This window comes from Faecousia intestinalis, from assembly GCF_040096185.1.
Classification (GTDB): domain Bacteria; phylum Bacillota; class Clostridia; order Oscillospirales; family Oscillospiraceae; genus JAZOXB01.
The window spans coordinates 1-12,391 of record NZ_JBBMFF010000143.1; the positions used below are offsets into that span (position 1 = coordinate 1).

The window sequence follows — 12,391 nt, forward strand, 5'->3', positions numbered from 1 at the left end:
AGGGGAGCGGCATGCCGCTCCCGGCGCAATGCTGCCAACTGGTACAGACTGCCGTCAAAATGGGAAAGGTTCCCGGGTTTGTCATTGCGAGGCCCAAACAGGCCGTGGCGATCTCGCAGTGCCCAGTAGGATCGCGGGGAAGCTATCGGCAAAATCGTAACTGCCTTCCCGAGATTCCCACGTCGCTTCGCTCCTCGGAATGACAAATCGGGGGAGCACGGTGGTGCACCAGCGCCCCTGCGCGTTTGAATTGTCCTGTACAGACCCAAAACAAAATAGCGCACCCGCTGCGGGTCTCCGCAGCGGGTGATTTTATGTTGCCCTATTGCAAAAACAGAAAGATCGCCAGCGTCATCAGCACGGAGCCGGAGTCCTCGTTGCCCTCCGACAGGAGCAGCAGCAAAATGAGCACGACCAGCACATCACCGCTGTCCATGCCGGGGATCAGCCCCTCCAGAAACGGCAGCCGCAGCGGTGGGCGCGGCGGACCGGGCGGCGGGGGAGAACACGGCGGCGGTCCCGGCGGCTGCGGCGCAGGCGGCGGACCGGGGGAACACGGCTGCCCCGGCGGTGGGCCGGGCGGACGCTTCGGCTCCGGGACGGGCTTGCGTTGGTATTGCCCGCCGGGCGTTGGGGTATAACGGTTATACATCGTTCGGCCCTCCCAGCAGGCCGCCGTGCTGCTTCAGCGCGCCGCCTGCGATCTGCGAGATGCGCGCGATGCGCATCGCGCGGTCGAGCTTTTCTCGCCGCTCCGGGCGCAGATAGGGCTTGAGCGCCGCAAGCAGCGCCTCCTGCGGCCCGTCCTTCTGATTCGCCTGCCGGACGAGCTGCAGGATGCCGCGCACGAAGGCCTCGTCGCCGGGCGGCGGGCCGGGTGACGGCCCGGGCGGCGGACCGGGGGGCGGGGGCGCATCGGGCGGCCGCATGCCGAGCGACTGCGCGAATGACATCAGCTGCGCCATGGAATTCGGGTCGTTCAGGACCTGACTGAGCTTTTCCTCCAGATTTTCCGTGCCGATCACCTGCCCTGCTTCAGCTTTTCCAGCAGAGCGGCCGCCTGCGGGTCGTCCAGCAGCGGCTTCAGCATGGCCTGCGCCCCCGCCATGTCGCCGCGCTGCGCCGCTGCCGCCGCCTGCTGCAGCGTCTGCCCGCCGCCGCGGGAGAGCAGCGCAAGGAGCTGCTGTGCCTCCGGGGCGTGAAGGATCCGCTGCGCCTCTTTTTTTGCATCTTCCTGCTTCATAAATGATTGCCTCCCGCTCTGTGGCCTGCTATAATATATGCACCAAACGCGAAGGAGGTGACGCCATGAAGCTTCTGATCCTTTCGGATTCTCATGGCGAGCAGGAATTCATGCAGCTTGCCGTGCGGCGGGAGCGGCCGGACGCCGTGATCCATCTCGGCGACCACTGCGCCGATGCCGACCGTCTTGCGGAGGAATTCTGCGGCCTGCCGGTCCTGAGCGTCCGCGGCAACTGCGACCTGTGGGGCCCGCCGCGCGCGGAGACGCTGCTCCGGACCTTTGAGGGCGTGCGCATTTTTGGCGCGCACGGGCACCGCTACGGCGTCAAGCAGGGGCTGCTCCGCTTTTCTCTTGCGGCGCAGGAGCAGCAGGCGCAGGTCGCGCTGTTCGGCCATACCCACATTCCCTATTGCAGGCAGGAGGGCGGCCTCTGGCTGCTGAATCCCGGCGCCTGCGGCGGCCGCGCTCCGAGCTGCGGCATCGTGACGGTGGACGGCGGCAAAGCAGTCTGCTGCGTGAAAGATCTGTTACTGGAGGAAACCTTATGATCCTTGCAATCGATATCGGCAATACCAACGTCGTCCTCGGCGGCATCGAGGGGAACGACATCCTGTTTGAGGCGCGCATGGCAACGGACTCCATCAAGACGTCCGATCAGTACTGTGCGGAGCTCAAGAACATTTTGGCGCTGTTCGACGTCGTTCCGTCCATGATCGACGGCACGATCGTCGCCTCCGTCGTGCCGCCGGTGCTCAATTCGTTCCGCACCGCCATCCGCAAGCTGACGGGGAAGAGCTGCCTTGTTGTCGGCCCCGGCATCCGCACGGGCCTGAACATCCGCATGGACAATCCCACGGAGATCGGCAGCGACCTCATCGTCGCCTCCGTCGCGGCCATCCATGACTATGGCGCGCCGCTGCTCATCGTAGATATGGGTACGGCGACGACCATCACGGCCATCGACAAGGACGGCGTCTATAGCGGCGGCTGCATCTGCCCCGGCCTGAAGATCTCGCTCGAGGCGCTGACCGGCCGCACGGCCCAGCTCCCCGGCATCAGCCTGGACGAGCCGCAGCGCGCCATCGGCAAAAATACGCGCGACGCCATGCGCAGCGGCATCATGTTCGGTGCGGCAGCCATGCTCGACGGCCTGCTCGACCGCATGGAGCAGGAGCTTGGGACCCCGGCAACGGTCGTGGCGACGGGCGGCATCTCCAAATTCGTTGTGCCGCTGTGCCGCAGAAAGCTCCTCTACGACCGCACCCTGATGCTCAAGGGCCTGAACCTGCTTTATCAGCGCAATGTCCGCGCCTGAGCGGCGCGATCCGCAGGACGCCGTCTTTGCGCCGGAGGAGCTGCTCCGCGCGCTTCCGACGCCCTGCTATGTCTATGATGAGGCGCAGCTCCGCACCCGCGCGGCCCGGCTGCGCAGCGCCTTTTCGTGGAGCGCCGGGTTCCGGGCCTGGTTCCCGGTGCGGGCGCTGCCGAACCCGACCGTTCTGCGCATCCTGCGCGAGGAGGGGCAGGGGGCGCTGTGCGTCACGGCGGGGGAGTACCGGCTGGCGCTGGCCAGCGGCTTTTCCCCGGAGTCCATCCGCTTTGCGCCCGAGTTTCCCACGGACGCCGAGCTGGCCGTTCCGGCTGCGGACCTCGTGCTGGACGACGGCGGGCTGCTGCTCCGGCTGGAGCGGGAGCGTCCGCTGCCTGCGCGGCTCGGCCTGCGGCTTCGGCCGGAGCCGGACCGCAGCTTCCACAAGGCGGAGGCCACGCGCTTCGGAATGCGGACGGGCGAGCTGCTGGATACGGCGCAGGAGCTGCGGCTCAAGGGCGTGCGCGAGGTCGGCCTGAGCGCCATGCTCGGCCTCGGCCTGCGCGATCCCGAGGCCTTTTCCGCGCTGGCCCGCGCCCTGTTCACCTGCGCGGCGGCTCTGCATGACAGCTTCGGCCTGCAGGTGTCCTATTGCTGCCTCGGCGGAGGTCTCCCGGTGGCCCATCGCCGCACGGAGCGCGACGCCGACATCGCGGCCGTCTCCCGTGGGGTGCAGGCGGAATTTTCCCGGATCATGGAGCCTGCCGGTTTGGGCGGCGTGCCCGTGGAGACGGGTCTTGGCCGCTGGCTCACGGCCCATGCAGGCATTCTGCTTACAACGGTGACAGGCGTCAAGCGCGGCGCGCAGGATTGGCTCGGGGTGGATGTCAGCCGCGCCGATCTGCTCCGGCCGGAGCTCTACGGGACGTATCATCATATCTCTGTCCTCGGCGACGACCGTGTGGAAGGGCGGCGGCGCTATGCCGTCGGCGACCGCATCCCGGAGCCGCGCGAACCGTTCGGCCAGCGCCTTCTGCCGGAATGCCGCAGAGGCGCGCGCCTTGTCATCCATGACGTCGGGGCCTATGGCGCGTCCATGGGCTATTCCTATGGTCTGACGCCGCACTGCGCGGAATATCTCTATCAGGCGGACGGCACGCTTCGCTGCATCCGCCGCGCGCAGCGGGAGGACGAGCTGTTCTCCACGCTCGACGAAAACCCGGACTTTACAGCGCCAGCAGAAACGCCGTCAGGGCAAGCAGAAAGCCAACGCCCATCAGAAGGGTGACGGCAGTCTCCACCGCGGCGGCAATGCTGCCGAATTTCCGCTTGCGGCGGCGCGGCGCGGGCTGCTCGGGCAGATAGGCGGTCAGATCGATCACGGAATTCATGAACATGCACTTCTTTCCTGTTATTTTTGCCGGGCAGCTCCGGTTTTGCGGCCCGAACGCTTAGCATGCTCCTATCATACAGGACGAGGTGTCCAATAAATCGGACTTTGGAGGATTTCTATGCTGGAATTTGAATTTTCTTCGCACGGAGCCGGAATGATCCACGCCTATCGCTGGGAGCCGGAGGGCCAGCCGCGCGGCGTGGTGCAGATCATCCACGGCATCGCGGAGTATGTGCCGCGCTATGCCGGGTTTGCGGCCTTCCTCAATGCCCACGGCTTGCTCGTCACGGGCGAGGACCACATGGGCCACGGAAAATCCCACGGTACGGAGCCCTGTCATTTCTCCGGCGGTTGGTGCGCCGCCGTGGACGACAGCATGGAGCTGCTGCGCCGCACGCAGCGGGACTATCCCGGCGTGCCGTATTTCGTGCTGGGCCACTCCATGGGCTCATTTTTGACGCGCACGCTGCTGTTTCGCTATCCGGACGCCGGGCTGCGCGCCGCCGTCATCTGCGGCACGGGCTGGCAGCCTGCCCCGGTGCTTGCGGCGGGCCTTGCCCTGTGCGGGCTGGAAAAGCTGCGCCTTGGCGAGACCGGCCGCAGCAAGCTGCTGGCAAACCTGATGTTCGGCGCGTATAACCGGAAATTCCCGGACGCCCGCACGCCGAACGACTGGATCTGCAGCGATCCCGAGGTCGTTGCAAAATACACGGCCGACCCGCTGTGCGGGCAGGACGCGACCATCGGCCTGACGCGCGAGATGCTGCGCGGCATCCGCATGATCCAGAGGCCCGCCAATCTGCAGCGCATGGACAAGGCCCTCCCGGTATTTTTCATCGCCGGAAGAAGCGACCCCGTGGGCAATATGGGCCGCGGGGTGGAAAAGGCGGCGACTGCCTTCCGTGCGGCCGGGATGCAGGATGTGACCTGCAAGCTCTATGACGGGCGGCACGAGATCCTCAACGAGAAGAATCGGCATACCGTCTATGACGACGTACTTGCATTTTATGAGCGGCATCTGGGCTGATCCAATGAAAATTGTTACCTTTTTGTAATGTTTTTCGGCCGCAGAACTTGTTAAAAGACCTCTGAATCTTGACGAACGGGAACGGTTTTGTTAAAATGGGGTAGAATCCCGAAAGAAGGAGTTACCCTATGAAGCGAATTCTGTGCGGCGCGCTTTCTGCGCTGCTGATCTTTACCGGCATACAGCTGCCCGTGCGGGCAGAGACGGCCGGGACCGAGGAAACGGCTGCCGTGCAGCCGGAGGAGACCGCTGCGACGGAGCCGGTGGAGTCCGTTCCGGAGGAAACGCAGGCTCCCGAGACGATCGGGCCGGATGCAAACGAGCGCGCCCCGCAGGCCATGACGGTCAGCGACAGCGGCATCGCTATGCTCGAGGAGCTGGAAGGCCGCGGCGTCTCCAGCTTCCGCACGGCCCTGACGCAGGTGGAGAATAGCGTGAACAGCTTCCTCTCTGCAAACGGCCTGACCCTGACGCAGCAGCAGTTCGACGCGCTGGCCTCCCTGCAGTTCAACTGCTCTGCCGTGCTCTCGGGCTGCCGCGTGACCCGACTGCTGACGGGCGGGGACTATACCGAGGTCAGCATGGCCAATGCGTGGTGCTCGTGGGTCAGCGTGGGCGGCAGCTATTCTTCCAAAATGCTCGAGCGGCGTATCCGCGAGCTGCAGGTCTATTTCTATGGCGACTATACCGGAAACGAGAGTGACCCCGGCTTCCGCTACCTTGTCCATATGCCGAACGGCGGCTCGCTGGAGGACAACCGTGTCCTGTGCTATCCGCGCGGCGAGACCTATGCCGCACTGCAGACGGCCACGCGCTCCGGCATGTATTTTGCCGGGTGGTACACGGCGGCCTCCGGCGGCGCGCACATTACCAATTCCACACCTGCGGCGGAGAATCTCATCGTCTACGCCCACTGGTCTTCGACCCCGGTCGAAAACCCGAACGAGGACAACGGCGGCAGCGGCGAGGATCCCGTCATGCTGAAGACGAGCGAGGCCTGCATCCAGTTTATCAAGGATCACGAGGGCTTCAGCAAGTTCGCCTACTGGGATTACGGCCAGTGGACGATCGGCTATGGCACGCGCTGTGAAGAAAATGAATTCCCCGACGGCATCACGGAGGAGGAAGCCGACCAGCGCCTGCGCCTGATGCTGGTGGACTTTGAAAAAATGGTGGACGACGTGCTCGACGCCTCGCCGCTGGTCCACACGCAGTCGCAGTACGACGCGATGATCAGCTTTACCTTCAATCTCGGCCCGCAGTGGATCAATCCCAAGTACAATATCTATCAGTATTTCGTCTATGGCGGCTATACGGAGATGGAGTTCGTCAATACCATGGGCCGCTGGCTCAGCTCCAGCAGCGAGGTCGTTGACGGGCTGGCCAAGCGCCGCATCGACGAGGCGGATATGTATCTGAACGGCGTCTACCGTCTGGGCAGCACGGCCTATGTCCGCGTTGTGTTCAATGCCATGGGCGGCGAGGCCGAGGAGGACTATGTTTATTATAAGACGGGCAGATCGCTTGGCATGCTGCCGAACGCTTATCGCTCCGGCCACTATTTTGTAGGCTGGTATGACCGCGCCCTCTCGGGCGGCACCTGCTATACGCCCGAAACGACTGCCCCCGCGCGCGGCAACATCACGCTCTACGCCCGCTGGGAGGCCACCGGCCTGCCGTATCAGGATATTTCCCGCGATGCGTGGTATTTTGAGGCCGTGTCTGAGGCAACGGACCGCGGCCTGTTCCAAGGCACGAGCGAGACGACCTTCGAGCCGGAGAGCACGATGAACCGCGCTATGCTGGCAACGGTAATCTACCGCATGGCGGGTTCGCCCGCGGGCGCGGCAAAGGCGCCCTTCACGGACGTCGCGGCGGCGGACTGGTTTGCCGATGCCGTTGCATGGGCCTATGAAAACGGCGTGGTCAAGGGCATGTCGGCGACGTCCTTTGCGCCGCTGCAGGAGATCACGCGCGAGCAGCTTGCCGTGATGCTGCTGCGCTATGCCGACCTGTGCGGTTATGACACATCGGCCCGCGCTTCGCTGAAGGACTTTGCCGATGCGGCGAAGGTCTCGGACTATGCAGCCGACGCCATGCAGTGGGCCGTGGCCAACGGCATCCTGAACGGCACGGACGGCAAGCGCCTCGATCCTGCCGGAAGCGCCACGCGCGCGCAGTGCGCAGCAATGCTCGTTCGTTTCCTGGATAAGTTCGAGGCCCCGGCGGCGTAATTTTTCCGAAACAGCGAAAATTTGTCTTTCCGAGTCCGATTTATTGGACAGTAAACCTGCTATACTCTCTCTCAGAAACAACAGGAGGGATCGATATGCAGGTTCAGATACGAAATGTTCGGGGACACTATGAGGTCTATGCTGCGGACGGGAGCTTCCTCTTCTCCGCGGACACACACCGCGAGGTGATGGAGGAGCTTTGCAGAATTACCGACTGACGCTTGCCTATGACGGCACGCGCTATCGCGGCTGGCAGCGTCTGCCGCCGCCCGCCAAAACCGTGCAGGCCAGCGTGGAAACGGCCCTTGGCGATATCTTCGGCCAGCCGCTCGAGATCAGCGGCAGCGGCCGCACGGATGCCGGGGTGCATGCGGCCTGTCAGGTTGCGTCGTTCCATGCGCCGAAGCGGCCAACGGACGAGGTGCTGGCGCAGCTGCGCCGCCTTCTGCCGGAGGATATCGGTGCGCTGACGCTCGACTATGCGCCGGAGCGCTTCCACGCCCGCCTTTCGGCCGTCGAGAAGACCTATGTCTACCGCCTCTGGAACAGCGACCGGCCGGATGTGTTCGCCCGGCGCTACCGCGCCTGGGAACCGCGCCAGCTGGACTGCGGCGCCATGCGCGCCGGTGCGGCCGGACTGGTGGGAACACATGACTTTTTTACGTTCTGCGCCAACCGGCAGATGAAAAAGTCCACGGTGCGCACGCTGCGCCGCCTTGACATCACGCAGGAGGACGCCGAGCTGCGCTTCACGCTGACTGCGGACGGCTTTTTGTATCACATGGCGCGCATCCTCGTCGGCACGCTGCTGGAGGTCGGCCTCGGCGGGCGCCCGGCAGAGAGCCTGCCCGCACTGTTCGACGCCCGCTGCCGCGCGCTGGCAGGGGAGACGGCCCCGGCAAAGGGCCTGTGGCTCATGGAGGTGCGATATTGAACATTCAGATCTTCGGCCGCTCGAAGTGCTTTGACACGAAGAAGGCCGAGCGATATTTCAAGGAGCGCCGCATCCGCGTGCAGCAGATCGACCTGCTGCGCTACGGTATGTCCGGCGGAGAATTTGACAGCGTGCTGCGCGCCGTCGGCGGTGTGGATAAGCTCATCGACTGGTCGCGCCGCGACCCGGACATCGATCTGCTGCGCTATATGGACGACGCGCGCGCCAAGGAGGACAAGCTGTTTGAACGGCCGGAGCTCATGCGCACGCCGGTCGTCCGCAACGGCAGGAAGGCGACCGTGGGCTATTGCCCGGACGTCTGGAAGCAATGGGAGGAGAGCGAGAAATGAAGCTGCAGCTTGCAAGACTCATCAAGAATATCTGCTATGCCGCGGGCTGTGCATCAGCAGTGCTCAGCCTCGCGCTGAAGAGCGCCCCGCAGACGGCGCAGCGCTGGCTGCTGTTCGGAGGCATCGCCCTGCTGGTGCTGGGCTTCCTTGTCAGCGTGACGTTCTACCGCTGCCCGCACTGCCACCGGGTGCTGCCTGCCAACCGCGGGAAAATGGACGACTGCCCGTATTGCAAGCTCCCTCTGCGGGATACGAAATGACGGCCCGCATCACGATCCCGCCGCAGGTTCAGGCACTGCTCCGGCAGCTGAACGCGGCGGGTTTTTCTGCCTATGCGGTCGGTGGCTGCGTGCGCGACAGCCTGCTCGGCTGCGCGCCGCAGGACTGGGATATCTGCACGAGCGCCGCGCCGGAGCAGACGGAGGCCTGCTTTGCCGCGGACCGCACCATCCTGACGGGCGCGCGCTACGGCACGGTCACGGTCGTGCGCGGGGGCGTGCCCTACGAGATCACAACGTTCCGCGCTGAGGCCGGCTATGCCGACAGCCGCCATCCGGACCGGGTCGACTTTCTGCGCGAGCTGACACCTGATCTGGCGCGCCGCGATTTTACGGTCAACGCCATGGCGGCCGACGCAGCGGGCGCCGTGACGGACCTCTTCGGCGGGCAAGATGACTTGCGCCGCGGCGTGATCCGCTGCGTCGGCGATCCGGCGGAGCGCTTTGCGGAAGACGCCCTGCGGATGCTGCGCGCACTGCGTTTTGCGGCGCGGCTGTCCTTCCGCATCGACGGAGAGACGGCTGCCGCCATCCATGCTGCCCGGACCCGGCTGCGCGCCGTTGCGCCGGAGCGCCTGCACAAGGAGCTTAGCGGTATTCTGTGCGGCAGGCAGGCTGCTGCGCTGCTGGAGGAATTCTCCGATGTGCTGTTCGAGCTCATCCCGGAGCTTGCCCCCTGTCAGGGCTTTCGGCAGTATAATCCGCATCATACGCGCGATGTCTGGACACACACGCTGGCCGTTGTGGACGGCGTTCCGCCCGAGGAGCCGCTCCGGCTGGCGGCATTGCTGCACGATGCCGGAAAGCCGGCGACATTTTTCTTCGATAAAAATCTCGTCGGCCATTTCTACGGCCACCCGGCCGCCGGGGCCGCCGTCACGGAGGAGGTTCTGCGCCGCCTGCGCTATGACCGCGCGACGACGGAATTCGTCACGCAGCTCGTCGCGGTGCACGGCCGGCCCATTCCGGATGACCTGCGCGGCATGCGGCGCATGCTGGCCCGCCTCGGCGCGCCGGTCTGCCGCGCACTGATCCAACTGCGCTGCGCCGATGCCATCGGCACCGGCACGGCGGATGCTGCGGAGCAGACCGCCCGGTGTGAAGCCGCGCTGTCCCTGCTCGCGCAGGCGGAGAAGGGCTGCAGCAGCGTTTCCACTCTCGCGGTCTCCGGCCGCGACCTGCTGGCCCTCGGCATGACACAGGGCCCGGCCATCGGGGCTGTGCTGAAGCGCCTGCTGGACGCCGTTCTGGACGGCTCCGCGCCGAACGACCGTGCATCCCTGCTGAAGCTTGCTTCCGAGATTGGGAATAATGCCTAAAAATGAGGAGAAATATTTGGCTGCAATTGACAATGTGATAAAATAGTGCTATTATAATATAACATTTTGAACGAGAGGGGCGATCGCATGGGATCTTTTGTGCTGCACGGCAACATTATCGACAGTGAATCTCCGGAGCGGCTCCGCGTTGCGGCAGATTCCTATCTGGTTTGCGAGGAGGGACGCTGCACCGGTGTCTTTTCGGCGCTGCCGGAGCGATTTTCCGGCCTGCCGCTGACGGATTTCGGCGACCGCCTCATCCTGCCGGGCATGACGGACCTCCATCTGCATGCGCCGCAGTTTGCCTTCCGTGGGCTGGGCATGGATCTGGAGCTGCTGGACTGGCTAAACGCCCGCACGTTCCCGGAGGAGGCCAAATACGCGGATCTCAGCTATGCCGCGCTGGCGTACGGCCAGTTCGTGGACTGCCTGCGCCGCAGCGCCACGACGCGCGCCGTCGTGTTCGGCACGGTGCACCCCGCCGCCACGACCCTTCTGATGGAGCTGCTGGAGGCCAGCGGCCTCGTCAGCTATGTCGGCAAGGTGAACATGGACCGCGACTGTCCCGAGGCCCTGCGCGAGGCGGATGCGGCGGCCTCGCTGGCCGCAACGGAGCAATGGCTGGCCAGCGCGCGCTTCGCCCATACAAAGCCGATCCTGACGCCGCGCTTCGTCCCGTCGTGCAGTGATGCTCTGCTGCAGGGGCTTGGCGAGCTGGCGGCCCGGCGCGGCCTGCCGGTGCAGAGCCATCTTTCTGAAAATCTCGGTGAGATCGCTCTTGTGCAGTCCCTGTGCCCGCAGACGGACTTCTATGCCGAGGCCTATGACCGCTGCGGCCTGCTTTCGCAGCCGTGCATCATGGCCCACTGCGTGCACTGCCCGCCGGAGGAGCAGGACCTGCTGCAGGCGCGCGGCGTGTTCATCGCGCATTCGCCGCTCTCCAATTCCAACCTCAGCTCCGGCATTGCACCGGTCTCCGCTTATCTGGCGCGCGGCCTGCGCGTTGGCCTCGGCTCGGACCTTGCCGCCGGAGAGACGGAGAATCTGTTCCGCGTCATGGCGGAGGCCATCCGCGTCTCGAAGCTCCGCTGGCGTCTGCTCGACGACACCACTGCGCCCCTGACGGTCGCGCAGGCGTTCTATCTGGCCACGCGCGGCGGCGGTGCGTTCTTCGGAGAGGTCGGCTGCTTTGAGCCGGGCTTTGCGCTGGATGCCGTCGTGCTGGACGACAGCGCCCTGGTCCATCCGCAGGAGCTGACCCCGATCGAGCGCCTCGAGCGCTGCATCTATCTGGCAGACGAGCGCCATATCGCGGCAAAATATGTCGCGGGGACGCGGCTGTTCTGATAGAAATAACCGGCGCTCCCGGTGCATCCGTGCCGGCAGACTATTTTGACCGAAAGAGGAATCAAAACCCATGGTTTTCAACAGCGCCATATTTCTGATCTGTTTTCTGCCGCTCTTTTTCCTGTGCTATTATCTGCTACCCGCGTGGTTCCGCAATGCGTTCCTCCTCGTGGGGAGCCTTGGGTTCTATGCATGGGGCGATCCGGGCAATATCCTGCTTCTGCTGGCTGCCTCGGCGGCGACCTACGGCTTCGGCCGCGCCATGGCTCCGTCAGCCCCGAAGGTCCGCCGCCTCGGCTGATCTTGCCGCAGCCATGCAGGAAAACGGCCTGCTGGACGGTGTGGTGCTGCCCGCGGCGGAGGACTTTGCCTGGCAGGACCTTGACTGTCCCTATCGCGGTGACCTGAACCGGCGCTTCTCCTATCTGTTTTCCATGCAGGAGGAGATCCCGTATTATTCCATCCGCGAGACGTCCGAGCTGCAGTATTATGATGCCAAAGACGTCGAAGTTCCTCGTGAGTCTATTTGGGCCAGAGGGCTGCAGAGCGGAGAGGAGATGCAGTATAACCTGCTCTCGACGGAAAACCTCGGGTTTTACCGCATCTGTAATCCCAATGCGCGCTCTGCGCGGCGTGTCCTGATCCTGAAGGATTCCATGGAGGATCCGATGACGGACTATTGGGCGGAGCTGTTTTCGGAGATCATCGTGATCGATCCGCGCAGCTACCTGCGCGAGGAATCCCTGCCGGAGCTGGTGGCGGAGTATGACATCGATATGGCGCTGTTCCTGTATCACCAGAACAATCTCAGCGAGGAACTCATCGATTTTCTGAATCGCGGCGAATAAGTGTATAAAATCAGTCTGTCGAAAAACCTGCTCAGCCGGAGGTTTCGGAGGGAAGAAAAGTGTGAAAGGAAACCGTCAGGGTTTCCTTTCGCGTTCAATAACCCGCCGC

General features: G+C 64.3%; 16 protein-coding genes. 13 read left to right on the forward strand and 3 right to left on the reverse strand.

Going from position 1 to position 12,391, the window contains the following annotated elements; translation table 11 throughout:
* Window positions 1-644 precede the first annotated feature (644 nt).
* Window positions 645-1,025 (reverse strand): hypothetical protein, encoded by a 381-nt coding sequence (locus tag WMO66_RS03235; protein WP_349134975.1) that lies wholly within the window; start codon window positions 1,023-1,025, stop codon window positions 645-647.
* Window positions 1,022-1,243 (reverse strand): hypothetical protein, encoded by a 222-nt coding sequence (locus tag WMO66_RS03240; RefSeq protein ID WP_349134976.1) that lies wholly within the window; start codon window positions 1,241-1,243, stop codon window positions 1,022-1,024. The genes WMO66_RS03235 and WMO66_RS03240 overlap by 4 nt, the downstream gene beginning before the upstream one ends.
* A gap of 65 nt (window positions 1,244-1,308) precedes the next feature.
* Between WMO66_RS03240 and WMO66_RS03245 the strand changes: the two genes are divergently transcribed.
* Genes WMO66_RS03245 through WMO66_RS03255 form a run of 3 tightly spaced genes read left to right on the forward strand, consistent with a single transcriptional unit; the run spans window position 1,309 to window position 3,840 of the window.
* Window positions 1,309-1,791, forward strand: coding sequence for a metallophosphoesterase family protein (locus tag WMO66_RS03245; protein WP_349134977.1), 483 nt, complete (start codon window positions 1,309-1,311; stop codon window positions 1,789-1,791).
* On the forward strand, window positions 1,788-2,558 hold the full coding sequence (locus tag WMO66_RS03250) for a type III pantothenate kinase (RefSeq protein WP_349134978.1): 771 nt from the start codon (window positions 1,788-1,790) through the stop codon (window positions 2,556-2,558). The genes WMO66_RS03245 and WMO66_RS03250 overlap by 4 nt, the downstream gene beginning before the upstream one ends.
* Complete coding sequence (locus tag WMO66_RS03255; RefSeq protein WP_349134979.1) at window positions 2,545-3,840, forward strand: diaminopimelate decarboxylase family protein; 1,296 nt, start codon at window positions 2,545-2,547, stop codon at window positions 3,838-3,840. The genes WMO66_RS03250 and WMO66_RS03255 overlap by 14 nt, the downstream gene beginning before the upstream one ends.
* On the opposite strand, the gene WMO66_RS03260 is transcribed toward WMO66_RS03255, so the two are convergent.
* The gene (locus WMO66_RS03260; protein ID WP_349134980.1) at window positions 3,779-3,949 is read right to left on the reverse strand and encodes a hypothetical protein; all 171 of its coding nucleotides are present in this window, start codon (window positions 3,947-3,949) and stop codon (window positions 3,779-3,781) included. The genes WMO66_RS03255 and WMO66_RS03260 overlap by 62 nt on opposite strands.
* Window positions 3,950-4,063: 114 nt before the next feature.
* Between WMO66_RS03260 and WMO66_RS03265 the strand changes: the two genes are divergently transcribed.
* The 10 genes from WMO66_RS03265 (at window position 4,064) to WMO66_RS03310 (ending at window position 12,282) form a co-directional block, all read left to right on the forward strand.
* Complete coding sequence (locus WMO66_RS03265; RefSeq protein WP_349134981.1) at window positions 4,064-4,972, forward strand: alpha/beta fold hydrolase; 909 nt, start codon at window positions 4,064-4,066, stop codon at window positions 4,970-4,972.
* A 128-nt stretch (window positions 4,973-5,100) separates the two neighbouring features.
* Window positions 5,101-7,206, forward strand: a complete 2,106-nt coding sequence (locus tag WMO66_RS03270; protein WP_349134982.1) for a glycoside hydrolase family protein — start codon at window positions 5,101-5,103, stop codon at window positions 7,204-7,206.
* A 95-nt stretch (window positions 7,207-7,301) separates the two neighbouring features.
* Window positions 7,302-7,424 (forward strand): hypothetical protein, encoded by a 123-nt coding sequence (locus WMO66_RS03275; RefSeq protein ID WP_349134983.1) that lies wholly within the window; start codon window positions 7,302-7,304, stop codon window positions 7,422-7,424.
* Window positions 7,406-8,140: a tRNA pseudouridine(38-40) synthase TruA gene (gene truA, locus WMO66_RS03280; RefSeq protein ID WP_349134984.1), complete on the forward strand. Its 735-nt coding sequence runs from the start codon at window positions 7,406-7,408 to the stop codon at window positions 8,138-8,140. The genes WMO66_RS03275 and truA overlap by 19 nt, the downstream gene beginning before the upstream one ends.
* Window positions 8,137-8,490 carry an arsenate reductase family protein gene (locus WMO66_RS03285; protein WP_349134985.1) on the forward strand — a complete coding sequence of 118 codons (354 nt, stop codon included), beginning with the start codon at window positions 8,137-8,139 and terminating at the stop codon, window positions 8,488-8,490. The genes truA and WMO66_RS03285 overlap by 4 nt, the downstream gene beginning before the upstream one ends.
* Window positions 8,487-8,750 (forward strand): hypothetical protein, encoded by a 264-nt coding sequence (locus WMO66_RS03290; RefSeq protein WP_349134986.1) that lies wholly within the window; start codon window positions 8,487-8,489, stop codon window positions 8,748-8,750. The genes WMO66_RS03285 and WMO66_RS03290 overlap by 4 nt, the downstream gene beginning before the upstream one ends.
* A complete protein-coding gene (locus tag WMO66_RS03295; RefSeq protein WP_349134987.1) occupies window positions 8,747-10,087 on the forward strand; it encodes a CCA tRNA nucleotidyltransferase in 1,341 nt (446 codons plus the stop codon). The genes WMO66_RS03290 and WMO66_RS03295 overlap by 4 nt, the downstream gene beginning before the upstream one ends.
* Before the next feature lie 87 nt (window positions 10,088-10,174).
* Window positions 10,175-11,434, forward strand: a complete 1,260-nt coding sequence (locus WMO66_RS03300; protein ID WP_349134988.1) for an amidohydrolase family protein — start codon at window positions 10,175-10,177, stop codon at window positions 11,432-11,434.
* A gap of 70 nt (window positions 11,435-11,504) precedes the next feature.
* Window positions 11,505-11,735 carry a hypothetical protein gene (locus WMO66_RS03305; RefSeq protein ID WP_349134989.1) on the forward strand — a complete coding sequence of 77 codons (231 nt, stop codon included), beginning with the start codon at window positions 11,505-11,507 and terminating at the stop codon, window positions 11,733-11,735.
* Window positions 11,736-11,748: 13 nt separating this feature from the next.
* Complete coding sequence (locus WMO66_RS03310; RefSeq protein WP_349134990.1) at window positions 11,749-12,282, forward strand: hypothetical protein; 534 nt, start codon at window positions 11,749-11,751, stop codon at window positions 12,280-12,282.
* Window positions 12,283-12,391: the final 109 nt, after the last annotated feature.

Coding starts and splice junctions, on each gene's coding strand:
- WMO66_RS03265 (WP_349134981.1), top strand. CDS start 4,064: ATGCTGGAATTTGAATTTTCTTCGCACGGAGCCGGAATGATCCACGCC.
- WMO66_RS03290 (WP_349134986.1), top strand. CDS start 8,487: ATGAAGCTGCAGCTTGCAAGACTCATCAAGAATATCTGCTATGCCGCG.
- WMO66_RS03305 (WP_349134989.1), top strand. CDS start 11,505: ATGGTTTTCAACAGCGCCATATTTCTGATCTGTTTTCTGCCGCTCTTT.
- WMO66_RS03245 (WP_349134977.1), top strand. CDS start 1,309: ATGAAGCTTCTGATCCTTTCGGATTCTCATGGCGAGCAGGAATTCATG.
- WMO66_RS03260 (WP_349134980.1), bottom strand. CDS start 3,949: ATGTTCATGAATTCCGTGATCGATCTGACCGCCTATCTGCCCGAGCAG.
- WMO66_RS03300 (WP_349134988.1), top strand. CDS start 10,175: ATGGGATCTTTTGTGCTGCACGGCAACATTATCGACAGTGAATCTCCG.
- WMO66_RS03240 (WP_349134976.1), bottom strand. CDS start 1,243: ATGAAGCAGGAAGATGCAAAAAAAGAGGCGCAGCGGATCCTTCACGCC.
- WMO66_RS03255 (WP_349134979.1), top strand. CDS start 2,545: ATGTCCGCGCCTGAGCGGCGCGATCCGCAGGACGCCGTCTTTGCGCCG.
- WMO66_RS03310 (WP_349134990.1), top strand. CDS start 11,749: ATGCAGGAAAACGGCCTGCTGGACGGTGTGGTGCTGCCCGCGGCGGAG.
- WMO66_RS03250 (WP_349134978.1), top strand. CDS start 1,788: ATGATCCTTGCAATCGATATCGGCAATACCAACGTCGTCCTCGGCGGC.
- WMO66_RS03275 (WP_349134983.1), top strand. CDS start 7,302: ATGCAGGTTCAGATACGAAATGTTCGGGGACACTATGAGGTCTATGCT.
- WMO66_RS03295 (WP_349134987.1), top strand. CDS start 8,747: ATGACGGCCCGCATCACGATCCCGCCGCAGGTTCAGGCACTGCTCCGG.
- WMO66_RS03270 (WP_349134982.1), top strand. CDS start 5,101: ATGAAGCGAATTCTGTGCGGCGCGCTTTCTGCGCTGCTGATCTTTACC.